Here is a 19167-nt window from a genome sequence, read left to right as displayed (position 1 = left end):
TTTAATTTTAAAAACTCTAATTAAACTGACCTAGGAAAATGGAGTGTTAAGAAAATTTATATTTAATCCGTTAAGAAATTCCCACTGTTTGAGCACGAGGCAAAATTTCAATCGAAGAACAAATCCTCAATTCGTGCGAGTTTTGGGAATTTTAGGATTCAATTTAAATTTTTAACGGAAGTTTCCAGTCTTGAACTTTTGTTTCTTTTGTTTTAAGACAAAAGAAAAATATAAAAAAACAAAAAAATGAATTTATTCAACGTATACCCATTATTCAACATAAATCCAATTAAAGCTCAAGGTTCATTTCTTTGGGACGAAAAAGGAGAAAAATATCTCGATTTTTATGGAGGTCACGCGGTGATTTCTATTGGTCACAATCATCCGTATTATCAAAACAAACTTAAAGAACAATTAGATAAAATATCTTTTTACTCAAATTCCGTTCAAAATTCCTTGCAGACAGAATTAGCTGAAAAGTTAGGTGAACTTTCTGGTTTACAAGAGTATAATCTGTTTTTATGTAATTCTGGTGCGGAAGCAAATGAAAATGCTTTAAAATTGGCTTCTTTTCATAACGGGAAAAGCAAAGTTGTATATTTCTCAGGTTCATTTCATGGAAGAACTTCAGCCGCAGTTTCGGTGACAGATAATCCGAAAATTGTAGCTCCGGTAAATTATGATGAAAGATTTATTAAGTCCGAATGGAATAATATCGAACAGCTTGAAGAAGTTTTTAAAGCTCACGGAGCTGAAATTTCATCCGTCATTATAGAAGGAATTCAGGGTGTGGGTGGAATTATGATTCCAACAGTTGATTTTTTAACTAAAATCAAAGAATTGTGTGAGAAATATGATGCAGTTTTGATTTTGGATGAAGTACAATCCGGTTACGGAAGAAGCGGATATTTCTTTGCACATCAGGAATTCGGAATTGAACCGGATATCATCACAACAGCTAAAGGAATGGGAAATGGTTTTCCGATTGGAGGAGTTTTAATTCATCCGAAATTTCAGGCAAGTAATGGTTTATTAGGAACCACTTTTGGTGGAAATCATCTTGCTTGTGCGGCTGCAATTGCGGTGTTGGATGTTATTAAAGATGAAAGTCTTATTGAAAATGCTCGTGAAATGGGCAATTATATTGAAAATGAAATTAAAGATTTTCCACATATTAAAACAATCCGAAGAAAAGGTCTTATGATTGGGATAGAACTAGATAGAGATTGTGCTGAAGTGAGGAAAAGTTTATTGTATGACCATCATATTTTCACTGGAAATTCTAATGATAAAACAGTTTTAAGGATTCTTCCAGCGCTTAATATTAAAAATGAAGAAACTGATTTATTTATCAATGCTTTAAAAACTGTTTTAGAAAATATATAAGCTGTAAAATGTTCAGTTTGTCATTCTGAGTATAAACTGAAGGTTTACGAACGAAGTTCAGAAGTGGAGTGAAGAATCTCTTTTTAATATCATTAATAGATTCTTCCTTCGTCGGAATGAAAAGAATATACAGATTAAAAAAACTCTGAAAATCAATTCAAAATGAAATGGATATTTCATTTGTCCATTGTAAAAATTAAAATTACCAAATGAAAAAATTTACTTCTGTAAGTGATATTGAAAACTTACAACAAATCATAAAAAAAGCCTTACAAATAAAAGAAAATCCTCTTTCCGAAACAGAGAAAGGAAAAGGAAAAACAATCGGACTTGTATTCTTAAATTCAAGTTTGAGAACCCGTTTGAGCAGCCAGATTGCGGCTCAAAATTTAGGATTAAATGTTCTGACTTTAAATGCAGCACAAGAAGCCTGGAATTTAGAATTTGCAGACGGAGCTGTTATGGACGGAAATACCGTTGAACACATCAAAGATGCAATAGAAGTTCTGAATCAATATTGTGACATCATTGCAGTTCGTTGCTTTGCAGGAATGAAAAATAAAGAAGATGACGTTAATGAAAGCATTTTAAGCCAATTTGAAAAACACGCAAAAGTTCCTGTTATTTCCTTGGAGTCAGCAACACGTCACCCGCTTCAAAGTTTGGCAGATTGCATCACGATTACAGAAAACTGGAATGAAGAACGTAAGCCGAAAGTTGTTCTTACTTGGGCGCCACATATTAAACCAATTGCTCATGCTGTAGGAAACTCGTTTACAGAATGGATGCAGGAAATGGATGTAGATTTTGTTATTACTAATCCTGAAGGTTATGATTTAGATAAAAACTTTACTAAAGATACAACAGTGATTCACAATCAGGAAGAAGCATTCAAAGACGCTGATTTCATTTACGTGAAAAACTGGTCTTCGTTTGATGATTATGCGGAAATGCCTGAAGTAAAAGAAGATTGGATGTTGACGAATGAAAAATTAAAAAATACTAATAATGCTAAAGTGATGCATTGTCTTCCTGTTCGAAGAAATTTGGAGTTGAGTGATGAAGTGATGGATGGAGAAAATTCTATCATTTATCAACAGGCAAAAAACCGAATTTTCTCTGCACAAACAGTGTTCAGTGAAATTTTAGATGAAATTAATTCAGGAAAATAAAAACATCATGAAAGAGAAGCTTTTTGTTGTGAAAATAGGGGGTGCTTTGATTGATGATGATGAATTGTTGAATCAGTTTCTTGAGCAGTTTTCTGAAATTAAAGAAAAGAAAATCTTGGTTCATGGAGGAGGGAAATTAGCAACAACTTTGGCAGATAAACTAGGTATTGAACAGAAATTGGTCAACGGAAGGAGAATTACAGACAAAGATACTCTGGATATTGTAGCGATGGTGTATGCTGGAGGAATCAATAAAAATATTGTGGCAAAACTTCAGCAAAAGAAGTGTAAAGCAATAGGTTTTTCGGGAGCAGATGCTAATTTGATTAAAGCTAAAAAAAGAAAAAATGCGGAAATTGATTTTGGGTTTGTAGGAGATGTTGAAGAAAAAAGCGTAAACAGAAAATTGATTAATAAACTTCTTAAACTTAGTCTTACTCCTGTTTTTTCTGCAATTACCCATGACAAAAAAGGCAATCTTTTAAATACCAATGCAGATACAATCGCTTCGGTAATCGCACAGTCCTTATCTTCAAAATATGAAGTGGAATTATTGTATTGCTTTGATAAAGAAGGGGTTTTAGGAGATGTAGATAATCCGAAATCTGTGATAAAAACTGTTTCTGAAGAAGAATTTTCAATATTAAAAGAAGAAGGAAAGTTACATAAAGGAATTTTACCCAAGCTGGAAAATGCTCTCGGAGCTGTAAAAAATAACGTGAATAAAGTATTCTTAATTAAAGAAACCCAACTAAAAAACCATATAGAAAACCATCATGCAGGAACCGAAATCTGTTTATAACAAAAATGAATTACTGAATAACGCAGTTGAGCTGCTCAAAAAACTGATTGAAATTCCGTCTTTCAGCAAAGATGAGTATAATACTTCTGTAGAAATTGAGAATTTTTTTAATAAACATCAAATTCCTACGAAGCGTTTCAAAAATAATATTTGGGCGGTTAACAAGCATTTTGATGTATTCAAGCCTTCAATTTTGTTAAATACACATCATGACACAGTAAAACCTAATAAAGCCTATACTTTAGACCCGTTTTTACCTGTCGAAAAAGATGGAAAATTATTTGGTTTGGGAAGTAATGATGCAGGAGCCTCTTTGGTTTCTATGGCGCAGGTTTTTTTACATTTTTATGAAAAAGAAGATTTAAAATATAATTTAGTTATTGCTTTGACGGCAGAGGAGGAGATTTCAGGTTTTGACGGCATTGAAGCTCTTTTTCCTCAACTACCAAATGTAGAACTCGCTATTGTGGGTGAACCAACGCAGATGAATTTAGCGATTGCAGAAAAAGGACTTTTGGTAATTGATGGGGAAATGAAAGGAACTCCTTCTCACGCTGCTCATCCTAATGACGATAACTCGATTGTGAAATGTATGGAAGATTTGCAGAATATTTTAAATTTCAAATTTCCAAAAGTTTCAGAATATTTAGGGGAGGTTAAAGTTACTTTATCGGGAATTCATGCGGGAGTTCAGCATAATGTAGTTCCGGAATCTTGTGCTTTCACTCTGGATGTGAGAGTTACAGATGAATATTCAAACAGAGAGGTTTTTGAAATTATTCAGTCACAAATGAAATCTGATTTAAAGGCGAGGTCATTGAGGTTAAATTCTTCAAAAATTGAAAAAGAACATCCGTTTGTACAGGCAGGATTAGAAATTGGCAGGACAATTTACGGTTCGCCAACATCTTCAGACCAAGCAATAATTCCGTGTGCATCTGTGAAAATTGGTCCGGGTGATAGTAGGCGTTCTCATACTGCGGATGAATACATATATATAAATGAAATAGAGGAAGGAATTGAAATTTACATCCGAATTTTAGAAAAGGTTTTATAGTATAGATTGGAAGATGGATGATGGATGATGGATGATGGAAGTCTATTAGTGTAATTAACGACCTAGGAAAATGGAGCGTTAAGAAAAATAATTTTATGAACGTTAATAAAATCCCACTGTTTGAGTGCGACATAAATATTGTATCGAACAACCAATATTCAATTCGCACGAGTTTTGGGATTTTTAGAGAATAAAAATATTTTTTAGCGAAAGTTTCCAGTCTTGAATTTTTGTTTCTTTTGTTTCAAGACAAAAGAAATTAGAAAAATAAAAAAAGAAATTTTATGAAAAAAATATGGCAAAAAGATAATAATGCCACCAATATATTGGTTAATAATTTTACGGTAGGTAAAGACTTGGATTTTGATGAGCGTTTGGCTAAGTATGACGTGAAAGGTTCAATGGCGCATTGTAAAATGTTAGCAGAAGTTGGGATTATTTCCAATGAAGAATCAGAGCAGATGCTATCTGTTTTGGAAGGAATTCTAAATGATATTGAAAACGGAACTTTCGAAATTGACAAGCAGGCGGAAGATATCCATTCTCAGGTTGAAACGATTTTAATTGAGAAGTTAGGTGACATAGGCAAAAAAATCCATACGGCACGTTCAAGAAACGACCAGGTTTTATTGGATATTAAACTGTATTTATTAGATGAAATCCGTGAAATAGCTTCTTTAACAAGTGATTTCTTCCAAATCTTAATTAAATTGGCAGAACAGCACAAACATGTTTTACTTCCGGGATATACACATTTTCAGATTGCAATGCCTTCATCATTTGGTTTGTGGTTCGGTGCTTATGCTGAAGCATTGTTGGATGATGTTGAAATGCTGTTTTCGGTGAAAAATATCATTAATAAAAATCCTTTAGGTTCAGCTGCGGGTTACGGTTCATCTTTCCCAATTAATCGTGAGAGTACAACTTATAATTTAGGTTTTCAGTCGATGAATTATAATTCTGTTTATGCTCAAATGACTCGCGGAAAATCTGAAAAAATGCTTTCGATGGCAATGGCAACTTTAGCAGGGACTTTAGGGAAATTTTCTTATGATGTTTGCTTGTATTTAAGTCAAAACTTTGATTTTATTAGTTTTCCAAAAGAGTTTACCACAGGAAGCAGTATCATGCCTCATAAGAAAAATCCGGATATTTTTGAATTGGTACGTGCGCGTTGCAACAGAATTCAGGCGTTACCAAATGAATTTATGTTGTTGACGAGCAATCTTCCTTCAGGATACCACCGGGATATGCAATTAACGAAGGAAATACTTTTCCCTGCAATCGATTCGTTAAAAGAATGTCTTGAAATTTTGAATTATACATTACCAAACATTCAGGTTAAGGACGGAATTTTGGAAGATGAAAAATATAAATACCTTTTCAGTGTAGAAAAGATCAATGAAGAGGTGAAAAATGGAAGTTCATTCCGTGATGCTTATATAAAAGTAGGGCAAGAAATTGAAAAAAACGAGTTTGATTTTGAAATTGAAAATTTAAATCATACTCATCAGGGAAGCATAGGAAACCTTTGTTTAGATAAAATTGAGTACCAGTTTAACAAATTGATAAGTAAACTCTTGGGTTAATTTTAAATAAAAGAATTGTTTAGGATTATTGATGAGATACTTCGACTTCGCTCAGCATGACACCGTCACAAATGAATCGTTAATAAAACAGTTAGTATTAGAGATGTCATGCTGAGCGAAGTCGAAGCATAAATAAATTATAAAGGAAATAAAAATTTAATCCAAATCAATTTTAAATTTGGTTGATTTTTTAACCTCATGAAGTACAATAGAACTGTGGTATTGCCCGATATTAGGAATATTTGAAATTACATTCACGGCGAAGTCATTATAAGAATTAATATCTTTCGCTATAATCTTTAGCATATAATCGTATTCACCAGAAAGACTGATGATTTCCTGAACTTCGTCGTGTTTTTTAATGTTTTTTTCAAATGTCTCCAAAACTTTTTGAGACTGCTCTTTCAAGCGAACATTACAATAAACAACAATATTCAATCCCAGTTTTTCACGGTTTAAAAGACCAACATATTTCTCAATTATTCCGTTTTTCTCCAGATGTTTGATACGTTCATACGTTGGAGTAAATGTAAGACCTATTTTCTCTGAAATTTCTTTTACAGATAATGTAGAGTCTTCCTGAATAATACTGAGAATCATTTTGTCCTTTAAATCCATATATAAATAAGATTGATTTTTAACAAAAATAATACTTAAAAATGAAAATAAAGAGAGATTAAGGTTTTTTAATTTATTTGAAACTTTGGTTTTGTAAATTCACAATATTTTTATATCTTTGCGCCTAATGAATAACACAGTATTTATATCATTAGAATTACCGGGCGACAGCGCCCTTTACGATATTTATTTATAGTAAGCGAAGATATTTTCTTCGCTTTTTTTTTGTAAAAAAATTAAAATATTATGTTTACGATTGCAGAACTAACCACCGAGAAAATCAACAGTATAGTAACAGAAGCATTGGCTTTTGCAAACGGAAAAACTGTTAAAATTGAAGGAGAAGTTTTTTGTTCAAATCTTTTCTTTGAAGACAGTACGAGAACGAAAACGAGTTTTGATATTGCAGAAAGAAAGTTAGGTTTACAGGTTATTCCTTTTGATGCTTCCAATAGTTCTGTAAATAAAGGTGAAAGTCTTTATGATACAGTAAAAACACTGGAAAGTTTAGGAGTGAATCTTGTTGTAATCAGAGATAAGAAAGATAGATATTTTGAAGAATTAAAAAATATTAAAATTCCTGTAATCAACGGAGGTGATGGAACAGGAAATCATCCATCTCAATGTATGTTGGATTTATTAACGATTTATCAAGAATTTGGAAAATTTGAAGGCTTGAAAATAGGAATTGTTGGAGATGTGAAGCACAGTCGTGTTGCCAACTCAAATGCTGAAGCATTAAGAAGATTAGGAGCAAAGGTATATTTCTCAGGTCCTGAACAATGGTTTAATGAAGGAGCTTTAATTAACGGTACTTATCTTGCTGTAGACGAATTAATTAAGGAAGTTGATGTTTTAATGTTATTAAGGATACAACACGAAAGACATGACGCTCAAATGAACTTTTCTGCTTCTGAATATCATAGAAAATATGGTTTGACGAAAGAAAGGGAAAAAGCAATGAAAAAAGGAGCTATTATTATGCATCCTGCGCCTATCAATAGAGGGGTAGAAATTGATACCGGTTTGGTGGAATGTGAGCGTTCAAGAGTTTTTAAACAAATGCAGAATGGTGTTTTTGCAAGAATGGCTATCCTAAAAGAGGCCTTAGAAAATGCAGGATATACCTTCAAATAATTGTAAAAAGTAAAGTACATTATACATCTTAAATTGATTTTGTACAAAGATTAAATAGAAAGTAAAAAAAGAAAATCTAAATAAAGAAAATGAAGAAAAAATTAATACTGGAGTCCGGTGAAGTGTTTCATGGAGAAGGTTTCGGGGCAGATTTGGAAACTGCAGGAGAAGTAGTTTTCAATACCGGAATGACGGGATATCAGGAACTGATTTCTGACCCTTCATATTGCGGTCAAATGGTGTGTATGACGTATCCGCTTATCGGAAACTATGGTATTAACCGTGATGATTATGAAAGTATTGAGCCGGCAATCAAAGGTCTTATCGTAAAAGAAGTTTGTGATTTACCTTCAAACTTCCGTACTCAAATAACTTTAGATGAATTATTTAAAAGAAAAAATCTTTCAGGAATTTCCGGAATAGATACGAGAAGACTGACAAGAATTCTTCGTAACCAGGGAGTTGTGAAAGGAAAAATAGTAAACGCTGATGTTGATGAAAACACAGTTGTTACAGAGCTTAAATCAACAACTTTTCCAACGAATCAGGTAGAAACTGTTTCTACAAAAACGCCTTATGCAAATCCGGGAAGAGGGTTTAAAGTAGTTTTGGTAGACTTTGGGTCTAAATTAGGTATTATCAGAGAATTATCTCAGAGAAATTGTGATATTACAGTAGTTTCTCAGGATGTAACAGCAGAAGAAATTTTGCTGATGAATCCTGATGGAGTAATGTTATCAAACGGTCCTGGTGACCCAGAAGATAACCAACACGCTCTTGAAATGATTCGCGGAATTTTAGGAAAAGTTCCAATTTTCGGAATCTGTTTAGGTCATCAATTGATTGGTTTAGCTTGTGGAGCAAAAACTTTTAAACTGAAATTCGGGCACAGAGGCGGAAATCACCCTGTACTAGATTTAGAGAAAAATAAAGTGGCAATCACTTCTCAAAATCACGGATATGCAGTTGACCAAGAGAGTCTTAAAGCAACGGATTTAATAGAAACTCATATTGCATTGAATGACAGAACAAACGAAGGTTTGAAACATAAAATTCATCCATGTTTCTCGGTTCAGTATCACCCGGAAGCAAGTCCAGGTCCTGAAGATGCGAACTATTTATTCGATGAGTTTATTGAATTAATGGAAAAATTTAAAAAGTAAGTTGATTTTGAAACCACTTTTTTTAATATTTACGGCTTCCATTGTTTTGAGTTGCAATTCGACAAAAGTTGTTGAAGATAAACAACTGTCTCAAAAATTAGATAGTTTGATTCAGGTCAAAAATCCTAGAGAATTTAACGGTACAATTGCAATTTCAAAAGATGGAAATAATATTTATAAAAAAGCTTTTGGTTTCTCAAATTTTGATAACAAAACAAAGCTCAAAATAGATGATAAGTTTTCTACAATGTCTATTGCTAAGCAGATTACTGCAACTTTAGTGATGTTAGAAGTAGAAAAAGGAACGATAAATCTCAATCAGCCAATCAAAACTTATCTTAAAGACATGAAATATGATTGGGCAAATAAAGTGACTGTTCATCATCTTTTAAATAATTCTTCGGGAATTGATGCATGGGAACTTAAAGAAAACCTACTTTTCGAGCCAGGGACACAGTTCAAATATTCCAATATCGGATATGCAACTTTAGGACGAATTTTGGAAAATGCTACAGGAAAAAGGTATGGAGAGCTGGTAACTGCACTTTTTGCAAAATATGGAATGAAAAACAGTTTTTATCCTGATCAGCAAAATCAGAATAAGATAGTTAACAGCTATGCTATTTCTAAAGACGAAACCAAATTAGTTGAAAAATTTCCATTTTCTCAGGATTTATTTCCTGGAAGTCATTTGCTTACTACAACTGAAGACCTTACACAATGGAATTATCTTCTACATAATGGTAAAATTTTAAAAAATGAAAGCTACCAAAAGATGATTTCTTATTCTATTACTAATCAACATTCGCTTTTCGGAGAAAGTGAAATAGGGTACGGATACGGTTTAAGAATTAATGATAAATCAGAAATTTTTGAAATCGGACATACAGGTTTTTCACCTCTGGCAGGATTTACAGCCGTTAATTTATACTATCCTAAAGAAAAAGTTTCTGTAGTGGTATTGGAAAATCAGGCAACAGATAATTTTGATATTGCTTATTATTTCGAGCAGGAAATTAGAAAAGTTATCATGCAAAGTAATTTAGTTAAATAATTCTCTAAAATATAAAATGAAAAGAAACGACATAAAAACAATTTTAGTAATCGGTTCAGGGCCTATTATTATTGGTCAGGCGGCGGAATTTGATTACGCAGGAACACAGGCATGTTTGTCTTTGAAAGAGGAAGGTTATAAGGTAATTTTGATTAACTCAAATCCTGCAACCATTATGACAGATGTTGAAATCGCAGATAAAGTTTACATCGAACCGATTTCACTTCAGTTTGTAAGTCATATCATCAGAAAAGAGCGTCCAGATGCACTTTTACCAACTCTTGGAGGGCAAACTGGTCTTAATATGGCGGTAGAATTAGAAAAATCAGGAATTCTTGAAGAATGTAAAGTGGAAGTTTTAGGGACTAAACTTTCGGCAATCAACAGAGCGGAAGACAGAGATTTGTTCCGTGAATTGATGAGAGAATTAAACGAACCTGTTCCAGAGTCTGATATCGTAAATACCGTAGAAGACGCACTTGCTTTCGCAGAAGAAATCGGTTATCCCGTAATTGTTCGTCCTGCCTTTACAATGGGTGGAACAGGAGGTGGTATCGCTTCCAACGAAACGGAATTAAAAGAAATTGCAGAATTAGGATTGAAATATAGTCCTGTTACACAGTGTCTTATTGAGAAATCAATCGCAGGTTTCAAAGAAATTGAATATGAAGTAATGCGTGATGCAAACGACAATGCTATTGTGGTTTGTAACATGGAAAATATAGATCCAGTTGGAGTTCATACAGGAGACTCAATCGTTGTTGCACCTTCTCAGACACTTTCTGACAGAGAGTATCAGTTGTTGAGAAATGCTTCTCTAAAAATCATCAGAGCTTTAGGAATTGAAGGTGGATGTAACGTACAATTAGCGTTAGACCCACATTCATTTAATTATTATATTATTGAAGTAAATCCAAGGGTTTCTCGTTCATCTGCTTTAGCTTCAAAGGCAACAGGTTATCCGATTGCAAAAATTGCAGCAAAAATTGCAGTTGGATTAACGCTTGATGAAATTATGAATCCGGTGACAGGAAAGACCTATGCTTGTTTTGAGCCAGCTTTGGATTATGTGGTAACTAAATTCCCAAGATTCCCGTTCGATAAATTCGAAACTGCCGACAGAAGATTATCAACCCAGATGAAAGCAACGGGAGAAGTAATGGCAATCGGAAGAAATTTCGAAGAATCTTTACAAAAAGCCATCCGTTCTTTGGAAACTGGGATTAAGCATATTGGTCTAAAAACAAAACAAGCTGCTGCTTTAACGGCGGAAGAAATTGAAAGAAGAATCAGAGTTTGTGATGACGAAAGATTATTTATCATAGGTGATGCTTTAAGAAGAGGATATGATTGGGAACAAATTGTAGAATGGAGCAAAATCGATAAATTCTTCATTTGGAAAATCAAAAAACTAATTGATTTCGAAAAAGTAATCGCTGAAAATAAATTCAATAAAGAAATTGCTTTAGAAGCTAAAAAGTTAGGTTTTGCTGATATCAATATCGCTGTTCTCTGGGAGGTAACGGAGCGTGAAGTTTTCAATTTCAGAAAAGAAAACGGAATCATGCCTGTTTACAAAATGGTAGATACTTGTGCCGCGGAATTTGAATCTGAAACACCATATTTCTATGGAACCTACGAAGAAGAAAATGAAAGTGTAGTTTCTGATAAAGAAAAAATCATTGTTTTAGGTTCAGGGCCTATAAGAATCGGACAAGGTGTTGAGTTTGATTACGCAACGGTACACTCAGTTTGGGCAATTAAAGAAATGGGATATGAAGCGATTATCATTAATAATAATCCGGAAACCGTTTCTACAGATTTTTCAATTTCAGATAAATTATACTTCGAGCCTTTAACGGAAGAAGATGTAATGAATATTATCGAATTGGAAAAACCAAAAGGAGTTGTAGTACAATTTGGAGGGCAAACTGCGATTAACTTGGCAGATAAACTGGCTTCTCATGGAGTACAGATTTTAGGAACTACTTTGGAAGACCTTGACAGAGCTGAGAACAGAGACAAATTTGAAAAAGCATTGCAGGAGTTAGGAATTCCTCAACCTTTGGGAAAAACTTCAACATCTAAAGAAGAAGCTATACAAATCGCTAACGAAATTGGATATCCTGTTTTAGTTCGTCCAAGTTATGTTTTGGGAGGTAGAGCAATGGAAATTGTTTACTCGGAAAGTGAATTGGCTCATTATATGGAGTTTGCAGTAGATGCAAGTCCAGAACACCCGGTTTTGGTCGATAGATATATGGTGGGGAAAGAAATTGAAGTTGATGCAATCTGTGACGGAGAAACGGTAGTGATTCCTGGAATTATGGAGCATATTGAAAGAGCGGGAGTTCACTCGGGAGATTCAATTGCTGTTTATCCTCCTCAAAATATTTCACAAAGCGAAGTTGAGATTTTAGTTGATTATACTAAGAGATTAGCAAAAGGATTAAACGTAGTTGGATTAATGAACATTCAGTATGTTCTTTTTGAAGGAAATGTATATGTAATTGAAGTTAACCCTCGTTCCTCAAGAACGGTTCCTTTCTTATCTAAAATTACAGATGTTCCGATGGCAAATTTGGCAACAAAAGCTATTTTAGGGCAAAAATTGAAAGATTTAGGATACGAAAACGGTTTGGTTCCGAATAAAGAAGGTGTTTTTGTAAAAGTTCCTGTATTCTCATTCTCGAAATTGACAAAAGTAGATATTTCTTTAGGTCCTGAAATGAAATCTACAGGAGAGGTAATGGGGAAAGATACAACACTTGAAAAAGCTCTTTATAAAGGATTGGTTGCAGCAGGTAGAAAAGTTCCTATGCATGGTTCAATTTTATTTACGGTTGCAGATAAGCACAAGCAGGAAGCAGCAGATTTGGCTTCAAGATTCCATGAAGTTGGTTTCAGAATCTGGGCAACGGAAGGAACGGCAAAATTCTTCGCAGAAAAAGGAATTCCTTGCAAAATTGGTTACAAAATAGGAGAGGATGATGTAAACCTGATTGATTTGATCCAGAAAGGTAAAGTTCAGTACGTTGTAAATACTACGACAAAAGGAAAACAAGCGGAAAGAGATGGTTTCCAGATTCGTAGAATGAGCGTGGAAAACGGAGTTCCTTGTTTAACTTCAATGGATACTGTAGAAGCAATTTTAAAAGTAATTGAAAGTATGAGTTTCAAAATGGAAACGATGTAATATCTTTTAAAGAATTATTGAAAGAGACTGTAAGAAAAAACAGTCTCTTTTTAGTTAAAATATTTATGTAACTCCATTTTTACTATTTTGAAATAACATTTTTTGAAACTTCATTTAAATTAAAAATCTTGACTTCAATCAATATTTTAGAGAAAATCTATCAGGAAATTTGCAAAAAAAATAATAATGAAAATTTCTTCCCCTCAATTGATTTTTGATCTAAAGGATATAACTTTAAAAAATATTCAGTTTGCAGAAAAACTGTTGCAAACGTCTGAAAATGAATTAAATTCAAGACGCACAAACGATAGTTGGAGTGTACTAGAATGTCTTGAACACCTTAATAGGTACGGTGATTTTTACATTCCGGAAATCAATAATAGAATTGCTGCCGCCAATCCGTCTTCATCATTGATTTTCAATCCGGGATTATTAGGAAATTATTTTGCAAACAGTATGCTTCCTAAAGAAAAACTGAATAAAATGAAAACGCTTAAAAATATGAACCCAATTCACAGTAAATTAGATAAAAGGGTAGTAGAAGAGTTTGTCACACAGCAAAAAGAACTTTTAGAGTTACTGGAAAAAGCAAAAAATGTTGATTTAAATAAAATCAAAACGAGTATCAGTATTACCAAATTAATAAAATTAAAATTGGGTGATACTTTCAGATTTGTAATTTATCATAATTTAAGACATGTTGAACAGGCAAAAAAAGTTTTGACTAATATTTGAATTTTAGAGTAGGGCATATAATTTTTATTTAATTTTATTGGAATGGAAATTATATATCGTAAAACCATAGCAACTCCTCTCGGAGAAATGTTTGCCTGTTCTGTCGATGAAGGAATTTGCTTATTGGAGTTTACAGACAGAAAAAATATTGTAAAACAGCTACAATCTTTATCCACAACTTTAAATGCTGAAATTGTAGAAGGAAATCATCCTCATTTCAAGCAATTGGAAATCGAATTGGCAGAATATTTTGAAGGTAAAAGAAATACATTCCAAACACCTTTATTTATTACCGGAACTGATTTTCAGAAGAAAGTTTGGCAACTCTTAAGAGAAATTCCGTTAGGTGAAACAAGAACCTATAAACAACAATCTGAAATTCTAGGAAACCCAAAAGCAATTCGCGCAGTAGGAACAGCAAACGGCATCAATAAAATTGCAATTTTAATTCCGTGTCATAGAGTTATCGGTTCAAATGGAGAATTGATAGGATATGCAGGAGGAATCTGGAGAAAACAAAAATTATTGGAATTGGAGAAGGCTATTTTATTTTGATTTTGTAATTTTAAACAAAAATTTAAAAGTGAAAAAGTTTTTAATTGCAGTTTGTATATCAGCTTCGGCTTTAGGTTTAGCACAAGATTATTCTGTACCAGCGGCAAGTCCTCGTCAGATTGTTGAACAACAATTTTCAATGTCAAAAATTAAAATTGACTATGGAAGACCGGGAGTGAAAGGACGCAAAATTTTTGGTGAATTGGTTCCTTACGGACAAGTTTGGAGAGCGGGAGCAAATTCATCTACAAAAATTACATTCGGACAATCTGTTAACTTCGGTGGAAAAGTAGTTCCTGCAGGAACTTACGGACTTTTTATTGTTCCAACAGAGAAAGAATGGAAAGTTATTCTAAATAAAGATTTCCAACAGTGGGGTGCTTATACTTATGACCCAAAACAGGATGTTGTGGATGTTACTGTACCTGTAAATACATTAACGGATAAACAAGAGTGGTTTGAAATTACATTAAACCCAACTGATGAAAATAATGCAAATCTTGTATTGAAATGGGATTATGCTCAGGCTGAAGTTCCTTTGAAACCATCAAAAATAGATGCTGTTATCAAAATTTCAGATAAATTGAAAGAAATTAAAAAAATAGAGTCTGACGCTGCAAAAGCAAAAAGTTAAGAAATGAATTTTTCTATTCAACCTATCTTAGAAAATCAGGAATATCAATTAATCCCCTTACAGCAAGGGGATTTTGAGTCTTTGTATGAAGTAGCCTCTAACCCAAAAGTTTGGGAACAACATCCTAACCCAGACCGTTATCAACGAGAAGTTTTTGAAGGTTTTTTCAGAGGAGCAATGGAAAGCCAAGGTGCTTTTAAAATTATTGAAAAAGCAACCGGAAATGTTTTGGGAAGTACCCGTTTTTATAATTTTGATGAAGAGAAAAACAGTATTTTCATCGGTTATACCTTCTACGGAACCCAATCTTGGGGAAAAGGAATTAACCCACAAATTAAAAAATTAATGCTTGACTATATTTTCCAATTTGTTGATACAGTTCACTTTCATATTGGGAAAGATAATCTACGTTCTCAAATCGCATTAGAGAGAATTGGTGGAGAAAAAATTGCCGAAGAAGAAGTTGCTTATTACAATGAGCCAACGCGAACAAATTTTGTTTACCAAATCAAAAAAGAGAATCATTAATATGAAAAAATATAAAATCCAAAAATCACCTTTTGTAGTTCCTACAACAGACGGAAAGTTAATTGAAGAACATTGGGGAAATTCAACTCAAAACTCTAATATTTCAATCGCTCATATGGTTGCTCCGCCTAATTGGAGTGAGCCTCACCAAACACCTCAGTTTGATGAGTTTACCATTATTATTTCAGGAAAAAAGCAATTTGAAATAGACGGAGAAATAGTTGTTCTGGAAAAAGGACAAAGTATCCTGGTTGAAAAAGGAGCAAGAGTACGTTATAGTAATCCTTTTTCTGAAAATTGTGAATATGTTGCAATTTGTCTTCCTGCATTTTCGATGGATTTAGTGAACAGGGAAGAAGGATAGGTTGATATGTAATATACCAATGTAATAATTAAGATAAAAAAGATTGTTACATTGGTATACTGATAAATTGTTGCATTATTTAATTATTTCTTTCAGGAACATCAATGTGTGATTCCATGCTCTTTTTGCCATTACTTCATTATAATCAGGAGATTGGGGATTAGTAAAGGTATATTTTGAATTGGCATAAGTGATAATTTGCCAGTCTGCTTTGCCTTCATTCATTTCTTTTACAAGATTATCATAATCTTCTTTAGAGACACTTTGGTCATCCGCAGGATGTTCAACCAATATTTTGGTTGTTAGAGTTTCGTTTTTTCTTGTTGGGTCTTTTGCTAAACTTCCATGAATAGAAACAACACCTGCAATGGGTAAATTTCCTCTGGCTGTTTCTAATGCTCCGGTTCCTCCGAAACAATACCCAATAACTGCTATTTTATTAGAAACAGCACCGTTTTTTTTCAATTGTTCTAAAGCTAAAGAAATTCTTTTTTGATAAGCTTCATAATTTTGCTTGTAAAATCCTGCCGATTTACTTGCTGAAGCATTATCCGTAGGGATATTTCCTTCACCATAAATATCTGCAATAAAAGCAATATAACCTTCCTTTTCAAGCTCTTTAGCTGCTGTTTTAGCTTCTTCATCAATTCCTTTCCAGGCTGGAAGAATTAAAACTCCAGGAAGCTTTTTTCCTGAATTGGAGGTAATAAGACCATTCAATTTTTGCGTTCCGTCTTGATAAGAAACAGTTTTAAGATTTTGGCTGAAAATACTTCCTGAAGCCAGTAAAAATGCTGAAAATAAAATTGAACGTATCATATGGTAAATTATTTAGATATAAAAATAGGAATAAAAATTATTAGTTAAATTTTATTCCCAGATCTCTTAATTCTTGTTCTAAATTTGTGTCAGGTTTGATGTGTATTGTTTTAAATCCTAAAGAATTAGCTACTTCGATATTCTTGAAATTATCATCAATGAAAATAGATTCGTTAGCCTGAATGTTATATCTATCTAAAAGAACATACCAAATTTTAGGATCTGGTTTGATTAGTTTTTCAGCTCCTGAAACCACAATTTTCCCATCGAATAATTGGAAAAAATCATAATTTTCTAATGCGTACGGAAAAGTTTCTGCCGACCAATTGGTAAGTCCAAATAGTTGATAATCTGTTTTTCCTAGCTTTTGCAATACTTCTACATTTTGAGGAATATCGCTTCTCAACATGGTTGTCCAATTGTCATAATAAGCTCTGATTTCTTTTTCCCATTCAGGAAATTTCTCAACTTGTATTGCTGTGCCTTCTGCAAGGCTTCTTCTTCTGTCTTGTTCTTCATTCCATTCTTGTGTAGCGATGTGAGTTAAGAAATATTCCATTTTTTCATCGTCATTGAAATAATCTTTGAAAAAATATCTAGGATTCCAATCCATTAAAACTCCTCCAAAATCGAAAATGATATTTTTAATTTTCATATTGAAATTTATAATTTTATTGAGCGATTTAAACAGCAAAATTCATACAAGTTTTTCATTTGAAAATCTAAATTGACACAAATTATTAAAACTTTAATATTCTGAAAATATAAAGTTCATATAAAGAAATTCGGATTTTTTTTAGATAGAAAAGGAAGAATTATTGCTTGTAGAATTGATATTGACCATCCTCGAAATATGCATTAATGTGTTGTAAACCATTTGTCAAAATGATTTCTTTAGCTCCTATGATTGAGTTGTATCTTGCTGTTTGTTCAAAAGTTTTTTCAGTAAGTTTAATGTGCGGAGCTTTGCATTCAATCAAAATTTTAGGTTCTGTTTTTTCTGTAACCAACAGGTCTATTCTTTTTGTTAAACCATTTAAAACTATCTTTTTTTCTGTAATTAAAGCAGATGTAGAGTAGGATTTCACGGTAAGATAATAATGAATCCAGTGCTGACGCACCCATTCTTCAGGAGTGAGCAAAAGGTAAGTTTTACGAACCAAGTCATAAATAAAAAACTTATCTTTGTCTTTCTTGAATTTAAAATCAAAAGTTTCCTGAAAATTCAGTTTTGGAAGTTCCATTAATATAAGATGAAAGAATTAGATTTAATCCTCAAAAATATTAAAAATAAAGAAGTTTTACCTATTTATTTTTTCCACGGAGAAGAACCCTACTTTATTGATCTTGCTGTAAAAGCTCTTGAACACGACTTTTTGAATGAAGATGAAAAAGCATTCAACCAAACTGTTGTCTACGGAAAAGATACTACTTATCAGGAAGTTTTGTCTTTGGCGAGACAATTTCCGATGATGGGTGATAAGCAGGTAATTATTGTAAAAGAAGCTCAGGATTTAAAATTGAATGAACCTGAAACAAAAGCTCTTGAAGGTTATGTTGAAAATCCAGTTTCGTCGACGGTTTTGGTTTTTGCCCATAAACATAAGAAATTAGACAGTAGAAAAAAGGTTACTAAATCTTTAGACAAAATAGGTTCATTATTTTTGAGTGAATCCATTAAAGAAAATAATCTTCCAAAATGGATTTCTGATGAGTGTATTTCTTTAGGAATAAAAACCGCACCAAATATCTCGCATTTGTTGGCAGAATATCTTGGAAATGATCTTTCAAGAATTGCGAATGAGCTAAATAAGCTAAAAATTATTCTGAAAGAAGGAGAGGTTTTAGACGGAACGATTGTAGAAAACCATATCGGAATCAGCAAAGAATACAATGTTTTTGAATTACAGAAAGCTTTAGGTACTAAAAATGCAAATGCAGCATTTAAAATAGCCCATTTTATGGGTAAAAATCCTAAAAATAATCCTTTTGTGATGATGTTGGCGAGTTTGTACAATTATTTTTCCAATGTCATTATTTATAATACAATGATTGGCCAATCTCCTCAGGTTATTGCTTCTCAGATGGGTATTAATCCTTATTTTATTAAAGATTATGCGGAATCAGCAAGGCTTTATCCTCTAAAACACGCAACAAGAGTTATCTCGATTTTAAGAGAGTTTGATATGAAAGGTAAGGGATTAGGAGCTGTAAATATGAGTGAGGCAGAGTTGATTAAAGAATTGGTTTATAAGATTATCAATGTTGATAAGATTAAAATGAAGGTGTAATTTAGTTATAAGTTATTAATGATTATTGCAGTTTTTCAATTCTTAATTTCTAATTTATAACTTTCAC

General features: G+C 32.9%; 19 protein-coding genes. 15 read left to right on the top strand and 4 right to left on the bottom strand.

Annotation, left to right across the window (positions count from 1 at the left end):
* Positions 1-246 precede the first annotated feature (246 nt).
* From OH806_RS16055 to argH, 5 genes are all read left to right on the top strand, one after another.
* Positions 247-1386: an aspartate aminotransferase family protein gene (locus OH806_RS16055; RefSeq protein WP_264744698.1), complete on the top strand. Its 1140-nt coding sequence runs from the start codon at positions 247-249 to the stop codon at positions 1384-1386.
* A 209-nt stretch (positions 1387-1595) separates the two neighbouring features.
* Positions 1596-2558 (top strand): N-acetylornithine carbamoyltransferase, encoded by a 963-nt coding sequence (locus OH806_RS16050; RefSeq protein WP_264744697.1) that lies wholly within the window; start codon positions 1596-1598, stop codon positions 2556-2558.
* 7 nt (positions 2559-2565) lie between these two features.
* Positions 2566-3360 carry an acetylglutamate kinase gene (argB, locus tag OH806_RS16045; protein ID WP_264744696.1) on the top strand — a complete coding sequence of 265 codons (795 nt, stop codon included), beginning with the start codon at positions 2566-2568 and terminating at the stop codon, positions 3358-3360.
* Positions 3335-4417 (top strand): M20 family metallo-hydrolase, encoded by a 1083-nt coding sequence (locus OH806_RS16040; protein WP_264744695.1) that lies wholly within the window; start codon positions 3335-3337, stop codon positions 4415-4417. The genes argB and OH806_RS16040 overlap by 26 nt, the downstream gene beginning before the upstream one ends.
* Before the next feature lie 284 nt (positions 4418-4701).
* Positions 4702-6006, top strand: coding sequence for an argininosuccinate lyase (gene argH, locus OH806_RS16035; protein WP_264744694.1), 1305 nt, complete (start codon positions 4702-4704; stop codon positions 6004-6006).
* 156 nt (positions 6007-6162) lie between these two features.
* On the opposite strand, the gene OH806_RS16030 is transcribed toward argH, so the two are convergent.
* Complete coding sequence (locus OH806_RS16030; protein ID WP_264744693.1) at positions 6163-6624, bottom strand: Lrp/AsnC family transcriptional regulator; 462 nt, start codon at positions 6622-6624, stop codon at positions 6163-6165.
* Positions 6625-6870: 246 nt separating this feature from the next.
* Here OH806_RS16030 and OH806_RS16025 point away from each other — a divergent pair, with 246 nt between their 5' ends.
* From OH806_RS16025 to OH806_RS15985, 9 genes are all read left to right on the top strand, one after another.
* Positions 6871-7761 (top strand): aspartate carbamoyltransferase catalytic subunit, encoded by an 891-nt coding sequence (locus tag OH806_RS16025; RefSeq protein ID WP_264744692.1) that lies wholly within the window; start codon positions 6871-6873, stop codon positions 7759-7761.
* A gap of 89 nt (positions 7762-7850) precedes the next feature.
* Positions 7851-8924, top strand: coding sequence for a carbamoyl phosphate synthase small subunit (locus OH806_RS16020; RefSeq protein WP_264744691.1), 1074 nt, complete (start codon positions 7851-7853; stop codon positions 8922-8924).
* A 7-nt stretch (positions 8925-8931) separates the two neighbouring features.
* Complete coding sequence (locus tag OH806_RS16015) at positions 8932-9978, top strand: serine hydrolase domain-containing protein (RefSeq protein WP_264744690.1); 1047 nt, start codon at positions 8932-8934, stop codon at positions 9976-9978.
* Positions 9979-9994: 16 nt separating this feature from the next.
* Positions 9995-13174, top strand: coding sequence for a carbamoyl-phosphate synthase large subunit (gene carB, locus OH806_RS16010; RefSeq protein ID WP_264744689.1), 3180 nt, complete (start codon positions 9995-9997; stop codon positions 13172-13174).
* Positions 13175-13360: 186 nt separating this feature from the next.
* Positions 13361-13909 carry a DinB family protein gene (locus tag OH806_RS16005; protein WP_264744688.1) on the top strand — a complete coding sequence of 183 codons (549 nt, stop codon included), beginning with the start codon at positions 13361-13363 and terminating at the stop codon, positions 13907-13909.
* 42 nt (positions 13910-13951) lie between these two features.
* Positions 13952-14464: a methylated-DNA--[protein]-cysteine S-methyltransferase gene (locus OH806_RS16000; RefSeq protein ID WP_264744687.1), complete on the top strand. Its 513-nt coding sequence runs from the start codon at positions 13952-13954 to the stop codon at positions 14462-14464.
* A gap of 28 nt (positions 14465-14492) precedes the next feature.
* Positions 14493-15098: a DUF2911 domain-containing protein gene (locus OH806_RS15995; RefSeq protein ID WP_264744686.1), complete on the top strand. Its 606-nt coding sequence runs from the start codon at positions 14493-14495 to the stop codon at positions 15096-15098.
* Between the two features lie 3 nt (positions 15099-15101).
* Positions 15102-15626, top strand: a complete 525-nt coding sequence (locus tag OH806_RS15990; protein WP_264744685.1) for a GNAT family N-acetyltransferase — start codon at positions 15102-15104, stop codon at positions 15624-15626.
* Between the two features lies 1 nt (position 15627).
* The gene (locus OH806_RS15985; protein WP_264744684.1) at positions 15628-15990 is read left to right on the top strand and encodes a cupin domain-containing protein; all 363 of its coding nucleotides are present in this window, start codon (positions 15628-15630) and stop codon (positions 15988-15990) included.
* Between the two features lie 75 nt (positions 15991-16065).
* On the opposite strand, the gene OH806_RS15980 is transcribed toward OH806_RS15985, so the two are convergent.
* The 3 genes from OH806_RS15980 to OH806_RS15970 form a co-directional block, all read right to left on the bottom strand.
* Complete coding sequence (locus OH806_RS15980) at positions 16066-16809, bottom strand: dienelactone hydrolase family protein (RefSeq protein ID WP_264744683.1); 744 nt, start codon at positions 16807-16809, stop codon at positions 16066-16068.
* Positions 16810-16849: 40 nt separating this feature from the next.
* Positions 16850-17464, bottom strand: coding sequence for an HAD family hydrolase (locus OH806_RS15975; RefSeq protein ID WP_264744682.1), 615 nt, complete (start codon positions 17462-17464; stop codon positions 16850-16852).
* A 160-nt stretch (positions 17465-17624) separates the two neighbouring features.
* Positions 17625-18053, bottom strand: a complete 429-nt coding sequence (locus OH806_RS15970; RefSeq protein WP_264744681.1) for a type I restriction enzyme HsdR N-terminal domain-containing protein — start codon at positions 18051-18053, stop codon at positions 17625-17627.
* A gap of 9 nt (positions 18054-18062) precedes the next feature.
* On the opposite strand from OH806_RS15970, the gene holA reads away from it, so the two are divergent.
* Complete coding sequence (gene holA, locus OH806_RS15965; RefSeq protein ID WP_264744680.1) at positions 18063-19100, top strand: DNA polymerase III subunit delta; 1038 nt, start codon at positions 18063-18065, stop codon at positions 19098-19100.
* Positions 19101-19167 lie beyond the last annotated feature (67 nt).

The sequence above is a fragment of the Chryseobacterium oryctis genome (assembly GCF_025971925.1).
Classification (GTDB): Bacteria; Bacteroidota; Bacteroidia; order Flavobacteriales; family Weeksellaceae; genus Chryseobacterium; species Chryseobacterium oryctis.
Note: the sequence above shows the minus strand (reverse complement) of the source record. Positions and strands in the feature narration are given on the sequence as shown.